We start from the raw sequence: 16,616 nt of genomic DNA on the forward strand, positions 1-16,616 counted from the left end.
GTAGGGTGGTTCTTCATGCAAATCTCACAAGGTGCTTGCGAGTGCTCCCCCTGCACAACTGACAGATATCCTCCATCCAGCAGGTCGCGAGCCTTGCAAACCCTCTGATCGCTAGCAACCGACCCAATTTCGTCGCCGCATGGCGGCAAAAGGCGGATACTCCCTCGATTACGTAGATCGCGATCGGAATGTTCGTCCGCTTCCAGGTCGGACTCACCGAGTTGCAAAAAAACGCCCAGCGTGGCGATTTGGCAACAGACTAGCTCCGATCGACGGGTGGCTCGCGATCGCGAATCACCTTTGCGGGGTTCCCCCCCACCATCACCCCGGCCGGCACGTCCTTATGTACCATGCTGCAAGCCGCTACCAACGCGTTCGCGCCGATGGTCACTCCGCCTATCAGCGTGCTACGCGTAGCAATCCAGGCTCCCTGCTCAATCGTGATCGGCGAGGTAATCAGATCGAACCCCCGCCGGCGGTGGTCATGGCTGCCGCAGCAGAAGTAGACCCCTTGCGACACGCAGACATGGCTGCCTATGCGAACCTCGGCCAGATTGTCGATCCACGTCCCTTCGCCAATCCAGACGAAGCTGTCGATCTTCAGCTTCCACGGAAACTTGATCCGCACCCACGGCTTGATCACCACCCCCTCGCCCAGCTTGGCACCGAACCAGCGAAGCACCATGCATTTCAGCCGACTCGGAATCGGCAGCGGCGAGTCAAACATCACCATGCTGGTAAAGTACCACAGCACCCGCGGAACCAGACCACCTGGATCGTAGTTGGTGACCTTGTAGTGCTCCAAGTCGACCCACGCAGCATCGCTGTTCGGCGAACTGCTGGGAGAGGAGGATGCCGGGTTGGAAGGTTCGGTCGCCAAGTTCAGGGGCCAAATTGAATGCGGTGAAGGATTTGGAAAGCAATCAAACGTAGCTTCAGGAATAGGTCATTGTACGCTGCCGACGCTCAGGATGCTGGCGCACTCTCTTTGCAACTCGCTTATCGGCGAGGCGGGGCCGTGACGATCTTGGCGATTTTGCGGCCTGTGGTGCTCAGCGGGTAGTCGCCCAGCTTGGCGAGCGCTACCCACTCGGTGGGCGTCGCCCGCGTGGACTTCAGCCGACCTCCCCGATGCGCGGCATCGTAGCAGTCGAGCGTAATGCGGTACCGCGTGACCCCATGCTTGATGGTCTTGATTAGCGGACCCACGTTGGCTTCCACTCCCGTTTGCGCAGTGAGCTTCTCTTCCAGCTCCTTGGTCGCCCACAGTGGGCCTTCGCTTTCGACCGCGTACCGCGGGAAATCCCACAGCCCCGCCCAGCGTTCCCCTTCTCCGCACTGACGCAGCAGCACCTTCTCGCCCCGGCGAACCACCAGGGCGGCTTCTCGCAGATCGGTATAAGTGGTCTTCTTGGTTGTCGGCAGCAACTCCTCCAGCACGCCGAGTTGCCGCGCCTGGCAGAGCGACTCCGCTGGGCACTCGCTGCACTTCGGTTCCCGCGGAGTGCAGACCAGTGAGCCAAGTTCCATGAGCGCCTGATTGAACCGCGAGACTTCGCTGCCTGGCAGTAGCTCGCCGGCGACGCCCCACAGCAGTTTCTGCCCCGCCGACTTAGTGGGGTCCTCTCGCAGGGCGACGAGTCGTCCCAGCAGCCGGAGCGTGTTCGCTTCGAGGATCGGCGCCGGCTTGTCGTAGGCGATCGACACGATGGCTCCAGCGGTGTACCGACCGATACCCGGCAGTTGCATCAGCTCTTCGACCGTCTCGGGGAACTTGCCCTCCAGCTCGCGCGACACCTGCTGAGCGGCCGCATGCAACATCCTCGCCCGCCGGTAGTAGCCGAGTCCTTCCCACAAGCGGAGCACCTGCTGCTCGTCGGCGTCGGCCAGATGGTGCACCGTGGGGAAGGCAGCCGTGAACCGCTCGAAATACCCCTGCACCGTGGCGACCTGCGTTTGCTGCAGCATCACTTCGCTGACCCACACCCGGTAGGGATCGCGGCTCTTTCGCCAGGGCAGATCCCGCTCGTGCTTGGTGTACCAGGTTGCCAGCCGCCGGCGAAACGACTGTTTCCAGCGGGCGGTAAGGAATTCGAGGGAGGTCTTCGTCGCAGCCATGCGAGAAGTGTAGAAACTGCGACTCCCGACGAATAGTACCGACAGGTCAGATTTCGCGGTCCCTCGGGCGTGCGTCGCCGCCGACCGCTCCACCTGCACCCGACCCGCCGGCAATGTTACAATCGGCCGTTTCACCAGCCCACCTTCCTTCATGGTTGATTCTCCAATGTCCAATACGGCCAGCATCATCGACGGTAAGGCGATCGCTCAGCAGATGCGGAACGAACTAGCCGAAGAGGTCGCCGAGTTCATTCAGAACAACAGCGTCACTCCCTGCCTGGCCGCAGTGCTGGTAGGCGAAGACCCTGCTAGCGAGGTCTACGTTCGCAATAAACGCCGGGCGTGCGAGCATGCGAACATCGACAGCCAGCTGCACCGATTGCCGGCCGACATCACGCAGGACGACCTGCTCGCGCTGGTCACCAAACTCAACAAAGACGACGCCGTGCATGGCATCCTCGTGCAGTTGCCGCTGCCCGCCGGGTTGGATGCCGACCTCATCCTGCAGGCCATTTCGCCTTCGAAGGATGTCGATGCGTTTCATCCCACCAATGTGGGTCGGATGGTTCAGGGTAAACCTCGCTTTCTGCCATGCACTCCGCACGGCGTCATGCAGTTGCTCGACCGCTCCGGCGTCGACACGGCCGGCAAGCACGCAGTTGTTGTTGGTCGTAGCGACATCGTCGGCAAGCCGCTCGCCGTGCTGCTGGCCGCTCGTGGAGTCGACTGCACGGTCACCGTGTGCCATAGCCGCACGGCCGACCTCGGTTACCACACGCGTCAGGCCGATATCCTGATCGCTGCCATCGGCAAGCCCGAGTTCATTACCGGCGACATGATCAAGCCCGGCGCGGTCGTCATCGACGTCGGCGTCAACCGTACCGATGCTGGACTTGTCGGCGATGTCGAGTTCGCCAGCGCCAGCCAAGTCGCCGGACTCATCACTCCGGTCCCCGGCGGGGTCGGACCAATGACCATCGCCATGCTGCTGGTCAACACACTTCGCGCGGCCCAATCGCTTGAGCAGTAAAGCTGTCGCCCAAACAGGCGAATGCACTCGGCTGCTTAGTCCAAGCGATGCGTGGTGCTATTCAGCGAGTAAGCCGAGTTGGTGACCGGATCCACAGGGATTCCGTCGGGAAAGTACTCGAGGTCGCCATCGAGCACCGTAAGATCGGCCGGCCAGTCTCCTTCGAGCACGTAATACCGCTCGACCGCCGAGTTGATGAGCACCCGATTCTCCGCGTCGACCTTCTCTTTGGCCGTCGAGGCCGTGACCGAAATACGCGGCACAATGATCGCCGCCAGAATGCCCAGGATGGTGACCACCACCAGGAGTTCGATCAACGAAGAACCAGACTTACCAGAGGAGCGACGCATGCTCAGACTACGAAAATCTCAAAAGGATCAGGCGCAAAAACTGGGCTCACAGCGAAACCCATAACTAAACGTACTACTTTTCCCCATCGCCTGAGGGGCGAAACCAGCCAGCCACGCCCGCCGGTTCGCCGGTACTCGGCCAGCCTGTACCGAATATACCGACAAAGACCAGTAGCCCCGGCCAGAGCGATCGGATACGATACAAGCACCCTGCGGGAGTAACTCAGTGGTAGAGTGCTAGCTTCCCAAGCTGGACGTCGCGGGTTCGAATCCCGTCTCCCGCTCTTTTCGACTTCGCGATCCCTCCTTCCGATTCTCTTCAACCTTCGGAGGGCCGCCAGCAATACGCCCCCGTCGACCGACAAGCGCCTCCGCCCTCCCCTGCTCTGGCGACGCTCGCCCCCGAATAGATTCCCACCGCTCCGAATAGATTCCCACGACACAGCAAATAGATTCCCAATTTACCCACCGATGGGAAAATTGAATCTGCTCGCACGCTATAAAACCAGTGGTTTTCGCACGCGAATAGATTCCCATTTCCCAAAACGCATCGAGTGGGAATCTATTTTGAGCTGGGGGTTGGAAGTTGGGAGTTGGATGTAGAAATGTCATCTTGAGGGAGCTTCCAGCGACTGAAAGATCTCCGCCTACTGCTTACAGCTTAAGGCCTACAACTTCGACAACCGCGCAGCAGCGAACGCCCACGCCGGCAACCCTTCGCCTGCGCGTCGCTAGTATTTTGACCTTTAGACAAGCATTACATCGCAATCACCTCCAATCACTAAAAAGCCAACAGCCGATAGCTGAAAGCCGACAGCTAACGACTATCTGTCCATTAGAACACTACAAGTGGCCAATTCCCAGCGAAAAGTGGAATGATCAGAAAAATCGTTTAGCCCGCAGCCGAAGGCGATGGCTAGCGATACAACGCAAGAGCGATCACAAGAATTCTCACGCAGAGACGCCGAGCCCGCAGAGGGCAAGAATACCACCGAGAGCCAGCTGAGATCGACATCTGACCGCACCCCTCTCAAGCATCCGGTGAAAGGGACACATCCCCAACAAAGGATTGGGTAATGGCAAGTTCCACATGCCAAAACACTACCCGACAACCATCGCTGCCGAAAATTGCCATGCCACTCCTGGCGACTCGTCGGACAAACAGGTGAATACCCCTGCGTAAAGTTGCTCGCGACAATCTTAGCTACAAGAAACACTCTGCTTTTCTTGCCGCAACATAACAATGCGATCTAGGGGCCTTGGCATGGGGGATGTCGTGAATAAGTTCTTTCGTTTCTGTCTGGTTGTTGCTTGCCTGTTGTTGGTTGTGGCTGGCGGTAGCGTATTTGTCTGGTGGCTGCAGCGTCCTCCGATGGTGACCGCCCGGGCAATCATCTTAGTCCGCGGGCGTCAGCCGGACCTTTTGGAAGAGCGGCCATTCATGCCCGTGGATAATCATGCTTACGACAGTTATCGAGACTCAACAGTCGCGATGATAAAAAGTCCAATAGTGCTCAATACTGCGATCACCGATAAGCTGGTTGCCGAGACTTTTCTGCGAGATGTGAAGAAACCCAACAAATGGTTGCGTGATCACCTGCAAGTCAAGTTCGAAGGCAACACGGAAATACTGCATGTCAGCCTAACCGAGACCAAAGACCACCAGCAGGACTTGGTGCGAATTGTTGATGCCATCTGTGCAGAAACACTTGCGGTGTCTGGTCAATGGGAACGTGCAGAAAGCGAGGAAGCGTACAGCATTCTAAAGGCAGAGAGGAATCGGCTCCGCGGAAGAATTGGTGAACTGACGGACGCCTATCGGAAACTCCAAGTAGAACCGGGCGTTGATGATAAACGAGCGAGTGAAGTTCACACTCAGATCCTATTGATGCGACTCTCGATAAAACTAAACGATTTGAATGTGTGTGAGAATGAGGTCCGGAGCGCCCAGATAGACTATAGCAACTGGAAGCTTCGCGCTGACAATGCTGTTTTGAGAATCCAAGCCATCGACAAACGAGTGTCCGCCGATCCTGAAGTGTTAAGGATGAAAGCCGACATCGAGACCTTGCAAGCGAAGCTTGTGAATGGTGATCCGCAGTCGGAAGAAGCGGAGGACAGTCGCACGAAGGACATTCAAGCCGAGCTGGCCGACAAGAAAGAACAACTCACACAGAAACAGACAGAACTCAGCGAGCAGGTCGCTAAACGGTTGGACTTGGAGAAGGAACTTACAACGGAAGCTTATAAGAGGAAGTGTGTGATGCTCACCACGCAAATAAAGTTCCTCAAAGAAGGTTTCGACTCGGTAAGCGATGGCGGAGAAGTTGTTCACGAGATGGGCATCGATGAATTGGAGCAGAATCTCATAAAGTGTAGATATCAAAACTTAATCTGACACTAACCAAGGTTTGAGGTTAGAGTACCGGCTGCAATCATTGCTTGAACGAGCGCAGCGAGTGATAGCAGTGATTGCAGCCGGCGGCCGCCTCATTTCCCCCAAGGAGTGTCCGAGATGAGTAACGATCAGAAAATCATCAAGAACAAGCTGGGCCTGCTGAAACTCGCTGAGCGGCTGGGCAACGTCTCCGAAGCGTGTAAAGTGTTTGGCTACTCGCGAGATAGCTTCTATCGCTTCAAAGAGTTGTACGACAACGGCGGTGAGGAGGCCCTCAAGGAGATCTCGCGGAAGAAGCCCGTCGTCAAGAATCGTGTGGCCGCGGAGGTCGAAGAAGCGGTGGTCGAAATGGCCTTCGAACAACCGGCCTATGGCCAGGTCCGTGTGAGCAACGAACTGAAGAAACGGGGCATCCTGATCTCGTCAGGTGGTGTCCGTAGCGTCTGGTTGCGGCATGAGCTGGAGACGTTCAAGAAGCGGCTGAAGGCTCTGGAGGCCAAAGTGGCTCAAGATGGTATTATCCTTACCGAATCCCAGGTCGTGGCCCTGGAGAAAGCGAAGCTGGAGAAGGAAGCTCATGGTGAAATCGAAACCGAGCATCCCGGTTACCTGGTGGCGCAGGACACGTTCTACGTCGGCACCATCAAGGGCGTCGGGCGAATCTATCAGCAGACGGTGATCGACACCTACTCGCGAGTTGCGTTTGCCAAGCTGTACGATCGCAAGAATGCGTTGGTCGCGGCCGATATGTTAAACGATCAGGTGATTCCATTCTTCGAAGCAGAGGACGTGCCGGTACTGCGCATGCTCACCGATCGTGGCACCGAGTACTGTGGCAGCCGTGAACATCACGAGTACCAACTGTACCTGGCGATCGAGAACATCGATCACTCGAAGACCAGGGCCAAGCGGCCACAATCCAACGGCATCTGTGAACGATTCCACAAAACCATGCTGCAGGAGTTTTACCAGGTCGCATTCCGCAAGAAGATGTTCAGCTCGATCGAGGAGCTGCAAACAGATCTTGACCAGTGGATGAAGAGCTATAACCACGAGCGACCGCACAGCGGTCGCTACTGTTACGGCAAAACGCCAATGGAAACCTTCGAAGATGCCAAATCGATCGTCAACGAAAAGCGACTGGACAAGAACTTGCAACTGGTCGCTAACTAGATTGTCTGTCAGATTAAGTGTTGGTTACTACACATAAAGCCACCTCAGCCATCCCTCGAACTCACCACACTGAAGGCAGAACTTGACCGATTAGCAGAGCTTGAAGACACCCTCTCCCGCAACCTTCTGCGGCGGGAAATCAACTTCCGGGCGGGGGCCCGGATTCGTTTAATGGATTCCGCTCAGATCATTGAGGAGTAAAGGCCTCTGAAGAACGACTCGGTGGTGATCTCTCCTTGCGATTCGACGAACACCACTGGCGGATGTTGACAAGCGATGGCCAACACGATGATTCACTCCAACACCTGGCGGACTGACGAGTCCGTTCTTGTCGATTGGCTCATCGGCGACATGTTCTTCATGGTTTCGCCGACCTGCAAGTCGTTTGCCACTTCTACTGCCATGAGATACATGGCTTATCAACGCAGCGCTAACTGAAGGTTGTTGTGCGCTGTGGGTCAATGTGTATGTATTAAATATGTGAACCGGGAAGTGAGCCCACCCGATCATAGCGAGTAGCTGTTTTCATCGAGTGTTTAGCAGGCATGGAGTTGTCCACGCGTTTTCAAAGCGAAGGTCACCTCGCACATCTCTGTTAGTGTCAAAAGAAGTTTTGATTAAGTTTATGTGAAGCTAGTTGTCCAATTTCTCACAAGGCTTATTCTGACCTCCACGATTGCTTTTTGATAAGCCGACGACCTGCATCAACATTGCGACACGTCATCATCTTTGGAGGGAACTGAGTAATGAAGGTCTTGCACCTGGGAAAAACCATTGCGCGCAAACTGGGGTTCAGCACCAGGTTTGCTTCCGGTGTTGCCTCGGCAGCCATCTTGGCGGTTGGCATCCTGTTTGCCGGAACCGCGGACGCACAAGTCTTGTTTACCGAGGACTTTGAGTCCTGGACACTCGAAGACTCTGGTTTCCGCCAAAGCCTTCCTTACGACCCGGCAGCCGTCTGGACCAATACCGCACCTGCTGGATGGACGATCGATAACGCGCCGGAAGGGTTTACCCCTACTCCCGATGGCGGCGTGACCGAATGGCGTGGCTGGGGCTTCGCCGACATTAACTGGTGGGACAACGTCTCGGGGCAGCTGCGCGGCGACTTCACCAACTCCAGCAGCTACGCGATGATCGGCGATGGCGACGAGTGGACCGACCTGCCCGGCGGCGGAACCATGAACACCAAGATCACCACTAGTCCGATCAATATCGGTGGCTACTCGGGCGATTTGGTACTGAACTTCGACTCCAGCTGGCGTCCCTACGCCTCGCAAACCGGTACCATCGAAGTGAGCTACGACAATGGCTCGAGCTGGGACGAAATCCTGCTGTTCGACAGCACCAGCAAGCCAAACGACGCCATTAATGAGAACCTGGAGATCTCGCTCGGCGCGGTAGGTGGTGAGACTAGCATGCAGCTTCGTTTTGGCTACTTGAACGCTGGGAACGACTGGTGGTGGGCGGTCGATAATCTTGATGTGCAAGACTCTACTGGCTCGCTGTGGAGCGAAGACTTCGAGGGACTTCCCTACGGTGACAGCGTCGATGAGGTGAATCCCGGCTATACCGAGAACACGGATGTGATTGCCACCACTGGCCAAAATGGCTGGGTAATCGATAACTCGCAAAACACTTATACGGCTAACTCGGCCAATCGCGAAGACTTCGATAGCTGGGTGATTATCGACAAAGACTATTGGAACGTCGTCCCCGACGCTGGTCAGAATCGCGACACGCAGTTTACCGCTGCAAACAACGATCACATCGCCGTGGCCGATGGCGACGTTAGCGAGCAAGGAGTACTCAACACGCTGCTGGTGACTCCCTCGATTCCCCTTACATCGACTCCCGCCATCACGCTGAGCCTCGACGAAAGCTGGCGCCCCGAAGGCAGCAGCACCGCGGTGATCGAAGTAAGCTACGATGGCGGCAACTCTTGGGCGCAGGTCTCCTCTCGTGTGGGCGACGAAACCGCGACTTACGATCCCGAAATCTCGGAGACTCGTTCGGCGTTCTCGCTTGTGGTGCCTGGTGGTGCAACCGAGGCGATGTTCCGCTTTGGCTACATGAACTCCAGTAACAACTGGTGGTGGGCCATCGATAACATCGAGGTCAGCGCGGTCGCAACCAATTTGACTTTGCAGGTCGACAGCGACGGAACGGCCACCTTCTCCAACTTCACCCCCGATGATGCGGTGGTGGTTGGCTACAGCATTAGCTCCGAGTCGGGCGCGTTGCGTGGCGATCAGCTCAATGCCTTGTCCGACAAGACCGGCTACGAAGACTGGGTGCAACTCTCCGACGACGAAGAAGCCTACCTGCTAGGCGAAGGCTTGCTGCTCGGTGGCACCGATGTGCTCGGTGGAGTCGGAGGGTTCTCCGAATCGCTCGGGGACATTTGGATCGCTGGCCCTTACGCCGACTTGAAGCTGGAGGTCTTGCTGTCGGATGGCAGCATCTTGAATGCCGATGTGCTTTTCGACAACACCTACAAGTTCGGCGACTTCAACCTCGATGGCGTCGTGGACGAAGGAGACTGGCCAACCCTGCGTGACAATCAACGTGGCAGCTTCGCTGGGATGTCGCAAGCCGAATCGTATGTGTTCGGCGACATGGACGGCGACGGCGACAACGACTTCCAGGACTTCAGCCTCTTCAAGCAGGCGTTTGATAGCGATCAAGGGGCCGGCGCCTTTGCTGCATTCCTCAGCGATCAGGCGAATGTTCCCGAACCAAGCTCCGTGCTCCTCGTTACCGCATTCGCCGGCGTTGGCATCCTAGGCCTTCGCCGCCGCAAGTAGTCGCAACCCATAACAACACGAGGGTTCCGTGCACCCCGCGGAACCAACTCCAACACCTACGAATACAAACACTCTCAGGAGTTCATGCACCATGAAGATTCGCAATCTCGCGGCCGGCGTGGCTCGGCAACTTGGTCGGGCTGTGACTTCGACCGTTGCGACCACCGGAGCGGCAATTCTGGCGGGCGGCATCCTGTTCAGCGGCCAGGCAGATGGCCAGATTCTCGTTAACCAGAACTTTGAAGACCTAACCCTCACCGCGGGTGATCCCAGCTACACCAATGTGATCCCTGGCTGGACTCGCGACAACAGCGGCATGTCGGCCCCCAGCACCAACTTGGCCTACGATGGCGGTACTGCCATGAATCGGTTCGAGTGGGAGTCGCAACAAGGCAACCAACTTGGGCGGAACGACACCGGATTCCTGCAAGGCAATAATGCCTTGATCTTCGATGGCGACGCCTGGGACGATTTTGCCGATGGCGATCAACTGGGTTTCAACTCCTACTGGTCGACCACGGTCGATGTGTCGAGCGTTCCAGCCGGTGCACTCGCGGTCGACTTCTCCTACGAGTTCGCTTCGTATGAATCGCAACAAGGTCTCGTGCAAGTCTCCTTCGACGGAGGAACCAACTACCAGACCATCCTCGATCTTGATTCGGAGGTTACTGGCGACAACATCTTGTCGGGTGCCAAGGTGACTTACGTCGAAGGTTCCGACTTCACCAACCGCACTTCGAACAACATGACCCTTCGCATCGGCATGATCGATGCCGACAACGACTGGTGGTTTGCGGTCGATAACGTGCTGGTCGGCGAAGTGAACGAAGTCGCCGGCTACTACACGCTCAGCCTGCAGGTCTCCGACTCGGGCGAGATGGCCATCGTCAACACGTCGCAAGATACGGTCTACTTCGATTATTACGAAATCACCAGCGAGGCCGGATCGCTCGACTTGGCCAACTGGACCAGCCTGCAAGAGTCGGGCCTCGCTGGCACTGGCGGCAATGGCACTGGCAACGGCTGGGAAGAAGGTGGCAACCTGAGCGACTCCGCTCTGAGTGAGCTTTTCCTGCAAGGAGCAACCTCGCTCGCGCCCGGAGAGAGTCTTAGCCTGGGGGCTGCCTATGACGGTCCGACCGAAGACCTGGAGTTCACCTTCGGTCGTTACGGACAGATCGAACTGGTTACTCCCGATGGCGACTACAACGACGACGGAGTGGTCGACATGCAGGACTACGATGCCTGGAAGTCGGCGTTCGGCACCAGCGATGCTGCCACCGATGGCAACGGCGACGGCACCGTGAACCTGGCCGACTACACCATTTGGCGCGACAACCTGGGAGCCGAAGGGGGCATGAGCCCCGTGGGTTACAGCACGCTCTCCGATGGTTTTGTTCATTACCTGCCTTCTGGGGTTTCCGCAGTGAGTGCAACGAATGTGCCTGAACCGGGTACGAGTGTTCTGCTCATCGGCCTGGCAACCCTCGCAGGTGGCACTGTCGTCCGACGTCGTTTTTAGGATCATCCACTCAAGAGCTAATACAACGATTCCACACGGCTTACGAGCCGTTGATATAAGGAGCTTCCTCGATGCGAACTCAACGCTTTCTGACTCTGGCGTGTGCTTGCGTAGCCATCGGCATGGCGACCATGGCCACCGCCGCGGTGCGGTTAGATCGTCTTTACTTGCTCGGCGACGAAGACGGGTCCGGGTTCTCACCGGTCTCGCCCCCGGGCACCGTCGCCGAACTCGGCGCAAAGGACCTGGTTCAGCCCGATCCCACATTTGGTGGATCCTACGATAGCGATCCCTTCGCCAGTTCGGGCACCAACACCTACATCGACTTGCTTACCCCGCAGGCGCTCGACCTTACCAATTCGCTCACCAGCTCGCCGACGTACGTGAACGTCGCCTCGCGCCCCTCGGTTCCTGGCGAATCCGGCGTAGTAGGCGTGCGGTTTGTCGGCAGCAGCCAGCAGTACCTGAGTGCCGGGGCACTCGGCTCGCCCTATCCCAAGAGCAAGGCCCTCGGCGATCCTTCGATCTCGGTTTCCTCCAGTGCCGACGACGGCATCGGCTCGCCCGGCACCGGCGTGAAGGACTACTCCGGCATCCGCTCGCGCGGCATACAGTTCTGGGTGATGCCCGAAGCAGTGGCCGCAGGCGATCAAAGCATCATCAGCGACAGCAACGCCCACGGCGTGCGTATCGAAGACGGTCTGTGGACCATGCGATACAATGGAGTCGACTACGCATCGGACCGCGATTCGCTGGCCGCGCCGACCAACGGAGAGTGGTATCACGTGATGCAAGTCGCGGATCGCGACAGCAACAACAGCGTGCTCTATGTCGATGGCAACGCGGTCGCCCTGGCAACCGGCAACTATTCGTTCAGCCCTGGCGAAGGTTTTGATACTTTGCTCCTGGGTGCCGGCGACACCGATACCGATGGCACCCGCGAAGACTTCTTCACCGGCACGCTCGACGACGTCAAGATGTTCGTGTGGGGCACCTCCGAGGCCACGTCGACCAACTACGGTACCTTCGATCTGTTTGCGGATAACGACTTCATTGCCGACGCCTTGTCGGCCAGCGCCGGGGCTGCCGACGTGAACGCCGATGGTGTCATCGACTACTCCAATGCGGCCGGCAGCGACCTGAATGCATTCCTCGATGGCTGGGGAACCAGGAACCGCGTGAATGGGGTGATCGTCGCCGACCTGTCGACCCGACTGAGCGGCGACATCGACCTTAACGGCAAAGTCGACCTGCTCGACCTTTACGAAATTAACCAAGCCAACTCGGCCGCTGGTGCTGCCTTGTTGGCTGCCATCGGCGGCGGCACCGCCGTTCCAGAACCAAGCACCATCGTGCTTGGCAGCCTGGCACTGTTGGTCGTTGGAGTCGCTCGCCGGCGTTAATGCTTATTGTAAGCGACTCACGGGTTCGTGCACCGAGCGCGTGAGTCGCCATTGTTCATGGTTGTGTGTTTCCTCGGGTGAAGAAAGTGAGATGAGTTTCATGGATCGAACCAAGCTGCCGAAACGCGCCAGCTACGGGTTTACGCTCGTGGAACTGCTGGTTGTGATTGCGATCATCGGAATCCTGGTTGCCTTGTTGTTGCCTGCAGTACAAGCTGCCCGCGAGGCAGCCCACCGCTCCACCTGTCAGAACAATCTCAAGCAACTCTCTTTGGCGTGCTTGAACTTCCACGATGTGCGTGGCTACTTCCCGCATGGGGCTCGCACCCAGGAAGGCGGTATGTGGTCGTACTACATTATGCCGTACATCGAACAGGAGGTGGCTCAAGACCTGGTCGCCATCGCCGATGGCAGTTGGGATCCGGAGTTCACACCTCCTCCATGCGGCAACAGTCAGTGGGCGCTTTCGAACCCAAATTACACCTGGGCATCGCTCGACGATTGCAGCAAGAACATTCGCGCCTGCGAAACCCTGCTGCCTGCTTTCCGTTGTCCTTCGTCGGCCGCTCCCAACCATGTGTGGGACTCCAGCACCTGGCCCACTCCCTGGCACGTCGTGCGTCGCGTTCCGAGCAGCTACACCGCGTCGGCTTCCGGCTTGGCTCAAAACCAGGCCAGCGTTTCGGCCAGCAGCGGCAGCATGACTCCCACGGAATGCAAGTCCAAGTACTCTGGCAACTCCGGGCTGCATGTGTGGGGTGACCTCGACGGAGTGATGTATTCGTGGAGCAAGGTGAATATGGCCAAGATCACCGACGGTAGTTCGAAGACCACCCTGCTCGGCGAAGCCTGGTTTGATGCCGAAACCGCCGGTCGCTTGTCGAATCACAACCAGGACCGTCCTGGCGTGAAGATCGACCACTGGTACGTTGGTAGCGACGACATCGACAGCTACAACGGCATGGACGTCTCCGAGGCCATGGGCTCGACCGGCGTGCCGATCAACTACTACAAGGGCTTTCCGAACAACAGCGCTTGCGAGTCGGCTCCGTTCAGCTATACCGCTTCGAACCCCGACTGCCATAAGGTGCAGATCGGCTTTGGTAGCGATCACCCAGGCGGCACCCACATGGCCATGTGCGACGGTTCGGTCGACTACTTCAACGAGGACATCGACCCCGCAGTTTGGTCGGCCTCAGGCACTCGCGCCAGCCAAACAATCGCTGATATGTGCTATGCGAACGTTTCGTCCGGCGGCGGTGGCGGCGGTCGTTAATCCGCTCCCTTCGCTCACAGCAAACCAACACACAGCACAAGGCGTGAACTATTTGTCAGCTCACGCCTTGTGCGTTGTTTTCACGACTTCATCCACGCACGCTACTTAGTAGCTTGCGGGCGTTTGTCCAGTTGTCGTTTTCCCTTCGGCTTCGCCAGTTCGCCTTGCAGCCAGGTGAGCTCGTAATCGCCGGGGCTTAGTTCCATCCCCTTTTCAATGTCGGCTTTCGCGTCGTCGTCGCGGTCGGCTTTCGCATACAGCCAGGCTCGATCGCGATACGCCCAGACCATTGGATCGGCTTCGATCGACTGCGAGAGCAGCGTGATCGCTTGCTCGGTGTCGCCCGAGTTGAGCGCCTTCTGCGCTTCCATGTAAAGCTCGCCAGCGTTGCCAAAGTCGGGTGGATCAGAACTCGATTTACACCCAACAGCTAGACTCGCGAGCAGCCCCACGGTCACAATACAAGTGAGATAGCCAGGCCTTCGCATAACAGATTCCTCATTAGAGTAAATGGCTTAGAGAGGGTACCGAAGAGTGTGCCGAAGCCTATGCGTTTGTGCAAGTAGAACTAACGTCGATTCTCCAGAAACTTGTTGCACTTCGCCGCGACTCCTCATCAACTTGTCGGAACGATGACAAAGAAGCAAAAGAAAACGCGACTCAAGAAGCACGCCGCCCAATCGCGTTCCACGGCAACATCGCAAGCGGCTGCTGCGACTGCTGTCGGCGATCTTCCCATCCTGCAACAAGCACGGGCGTTGTGGGCAGGCAATCGGCTGTTTCACGCACTCGCATTGTTCGAACGCGCAGTCGCTGAGCATCCGCACCACTTGCTCGCCGTGGTCGATGCCAGTCGCGCACTCGGCGAGTGCTATCGCATTCCGCGGGCGTTGCACTTGCTGCAAGACGCACAGCAGCATCTCGGCAATAACGCCCAGGGCTGGTTTCTCGTTGGGCAGAGCTACCGTATCCTGCGACATCCTACCGAAGCGATTCGTTGCCTCAAGCGAGCGGTGCAGCTCGATCCAGCCCATCTCGACGCCTGGCTCGAACTGGCTTTGCTGCACGAACACGCAGGAGAACTGGATGCCGCGCTCGAGGCCACCCATGCCCGCTTGCGACTGCAGCCCGACGATCCCGAAACGCTGGTCGTCCGCGGACGTATTCTCCGCCGACAAGGCTCGCACGAGCAGGCTATCGAGCTGCTCACGAAGGTCGCCCAAGCGGAGCGGCCGCACTGGCTCACTCGCAGTCGCGCTTACAGCGAACTCGCCCGCACGCTCGATGCGCGCCAGTTGTACTCTCAGGCCTGGCAAGCCGCCGTAGAGGGCAAGCACCTCGGCCGTAAGCACGCCAGAGAGTACCGCGAGCATCGCCATCAACAGCGAACCACTCATCAGCAACTCCTCGAGTCGTTCGACGAATCGCATCTGCGAGCCTGGCAAGAGTCGGTCAGCGACCCGCAAGCGAGTCGCACGATGCTGCTTTCCGGACTCCCCCGCAGCGGCACCACCCTGCTTGAGACGATCCTGTCCCGCCATTCGCAAATCGTAACCGCCGACGAGTGGAACGCATTCTCGCGCTTCATGATTCCCATGATGCTCAGCGACATCCCCCTCGCCGAACTGGAGATCGACGTGCTCTCGGGCATTGCAGACGACAAGCTCCACGAGCTTCGCGACACGTACCGCTCGTTTCTCCTAGCCGCCTTGGGCGCTTCACCCGACGCCGACCCGCTGCTGGTCGACAAGAATCCGTCGCTGCTGCCGGTGCTACCGACGTACCTGCGACTGATGCCGCGAGCCCCGCTCGCGATCATGCTCCGCGATCCCCGCGACGTGCTGATAAGTTGTTTCATGACCTTTAGTCCTCTTAATGATTTCAGCGTTGATTTTGTCGACCCCGATTCTGCCGCCCAACGAGTGAACGACGACCTGATGAACTGGCACTCGCTTCGCGAACGCTTAGCAGGCGGGTGGGCGGAGATCCGCTACGAGCAGCTGGTCACCGATCCGGCGCAAGCCGTCGCTCCAGTGCTGAAGCAGTTCGGTGTGACCGCGGAGCCAACGATGTTCGACACGCGCACCCCCGCAGCCGACCTGCACATCAGCGCCCCCACGTACGCCGAAGCGACGATGCCGATCTATCGGACCGCCAACCAGCGGTGGCGAAACTACCAAGCCGAACTCGAACCACTGCTGGCAACCCTCGAACCAGCCATAGAAGCCCACGGGTACGCCTAACCGAGCCAGCTCACTGAGACGCACGCAATCGCGAGCACGCCTGTCCAACCGCGGACTCCGGAGTTTTGACATTAGACAGTGATCACGATGATTGGTGGAGCTCGCTTGATCTTGAATGGTAGGTAATGCTGTTGTCAGATTCGGAAATCAAACCAGCCTCGACCGGGAACTCTAGTATTGCGGCAGGTCTTTTGGGGCGTTCCCATCAGTCCGATATCTGAGTATTTACGGACAGGTGATATTGCGAGCGCTAACTCCACACGGACCAGCTGCAATAAGACCCGTAGATCCACAAT

Annotated in this window: 13 protein-coding genes and 1 tRNA gene; 10 read left to right on the forward strand and 4 right to left on the reverse strand. The window is 57.9% G+C overall.

The window, feature by feature from the left end:
• Positions 1-259: 259 nt before the first annotated feature.
• Together Pan181_RS22675 and mutY are read right to left on the reverse strand one after the other, a co-directional pair.
• Positions 260-880, reverse strand: coding sequence for a WcaF family extracellular polysaccharide biosynthesis acetyltransferase (locus Pan181_RS22675; protein WP_197528614.1), 621 nt, complete (start codon positions 878-880; stop codon positions 260-262).
• A 119-nt stretch (positions 881-999) separates the two neighbouring features.
• Positions 1,000-2,271: an A/G-specific adenine glycosylase gene (mutY, locus tag Pan181_RS22680; RefSeq protein ID WP_231943676.1), complete on the reverse strand. Its 1,272-nt coding sequence runs from the start codon at positions 2,269-2,271 to the stop codon at positions 1,000-1,002.
• Between the two features lie 13 nt (positions 2,272-2,284).
• Between mutY and folD the strand changes: the two genes are divergently transcribed.
• Positions 2,285-3,148, forward strand: coding sequence for a bifunctional methylenetetrahydrofolate dehydrogenase/methenyltetrahydrofolate cyclohydrolase FolD (gene folD / locus Pan181_RS22685; RefSeq protein ID WP_145252408.1), 864 nt, complete (start codon positions 2,285-2,287; stop codon positions 3,146-3,148).
• Positions 3,149-3,183: 35 nt separating this feature from the next.
• Here folD and Pan181_RS26890 read toward each other — a convergent pair whose 3' ends face one another.
• Positions 3,184-3,498 carry a competence type IV pilus major pilin ComGC gene (locus Pan181_RS26890; protein ID WP_145250587.1) on the reverse strand — a complete coding sequence of 105 codons (315 nt, stop codon included), beginning with the start codon at positions 3,496-3,498 and terminating at the stop codon, positions 3,184-3,186.
• Positions 3,499-3,710: 212 nt separating this feature from the next.
• Here Pan181_RS26890 and Pan181_RS22695 point away from each other — a divergent pair.
• From Pan181_RS22695 to Pan181_RS22725, 8 genes are all read left to right on the forward strand, one after another.
• Positions 3,711-3,782, forward strand: a tRNA-Gly gene (locus tag Pan181_RS22695).
• 992 nt (positions 3,783-4,774) lie between these two features.
• Positions 4,775-5,896: a GumC domain-containing protein gene (locus Pan181_RS22700; protein ID WP_145250589.1), complete on the forward strand. Its 1,122-nt coding sequence runs from the start codon at positions 4,775-4,777 to the stop codon at positions 5,894-5,896.
• Positions 5,897-6,013: 117 nt separating this feature from the next.
• Positions 6,014-7,069, forward strand: a complete 1,056-nt coding sequence (locus tag Pan181_RS22705) for an IS481 family transposase (RefSeq protein WP_145246897.1) — start codon at positions 6,014-6,016, stop codon at positions 7,067-7,069.
• 288 nt (positions 7,070-7,357) lie between these two features.
• Entirely contained in the window at positions 7,358-7,507 is a 150-nt protein-coding gene (locus Pan181_RS26340; RefSeq protein WP_197528615.1) for a hypothetical protein, read from the forward strand.
• A gap of 308 nt (positions 7,508-7,815) precedes the next feature.
• Positions 7,816-9,876 (forward strand): PEP-CTERM sorting domain-containing protein, encoded by a 2,061-nt coding sequence (locus Pan181_RS22710; RefSeq protein ID WP_145250592.1) that lies wholly within the window; start codon positions 7,816-7,818, stop codon positions 9,874-9,876.
• A 91-nt stretch (positions 9,877-9,967) separates the two neighbouring features.
• The gene (locus Pan181_RS22715; RefSeq protein ID WP_145250595.1) at positions 9,968-11,398 is read left to right on the forward strand and encodes a PEP-CTERM sorting domain-containing protein; all 1,431 of its coding nucleotides are present in this window, start codon (positions 9,968-9,970) and stop codon (positions 11,396-11,398) included.
• 71 nt (positions 11,399-11,469) lie between these two features.
• Entirely contained in the window at positions 11,470-12,801 is a 1,332-nt protein-coding gene (locus Pan181_RS22720; RefSeq protein ID WP_145250598.1) for a LamG-like jellyroll fold domain-containing protein, read from the forward strand.
• A gap of 100 nt (positions 12,802-12,901) precedes the next feature.
• Complete coding sequence (locus Pan181_RS22725; protein WP_197528616.1) at positions 12,902-14,077, forward strand: DUF1559 domain-containing protein; 1,176 nt, start codon at positions 12,902-12,904, stop codon at positions 14,075-14,077.
• Positions 14,078-14,178: 101 nt separating this feature from the next.
• Here the strand turns inward: Pan181_RS22725 and Pan181_RS22730 are convergent, their stop codons facing one another.
• Positions 14,179-14,565, reverse strand: a complete 387-nt coding sequence (locus Pan181_RS22730) for an outer membrane protein assembly factor BamD (RefSeq protein ID WP_145250601.1) — start codon at positions 14,563-14,565, stop codon at positions 14,179-14,181.
• A gap of 144 nt (positions 14,566-14,709) precedes the next feature.
• Between Pan181_RS22730 and Pan181_RS22735 the strand changes: the two genes are divergently transcribed.
• Positions 14,710-16,320: a tetratricopeptide repeat-containing sulfotransferase family protein gene (locus Pan181_RS22735; protein WP_145250604.1), complete on the forward strand. Its 1,611-nt coding sequence runs from the start codon at positions 14,710-14,712 to the stop codon at positions 16,318-16,320.
• The last annotated feature ends 296 nt before the right edge of the window (positions 16,321-16,616 follow it).

Source organism: Aeoliella mucimassa, assembly GCF_007748035.1.
Classification (GTDB): Bacteria; Planctomycetota; Planctomycetia; order Pirellulales; family Lacipirellulaceae; genus Aeoliella; species Aeoliella mucimassa.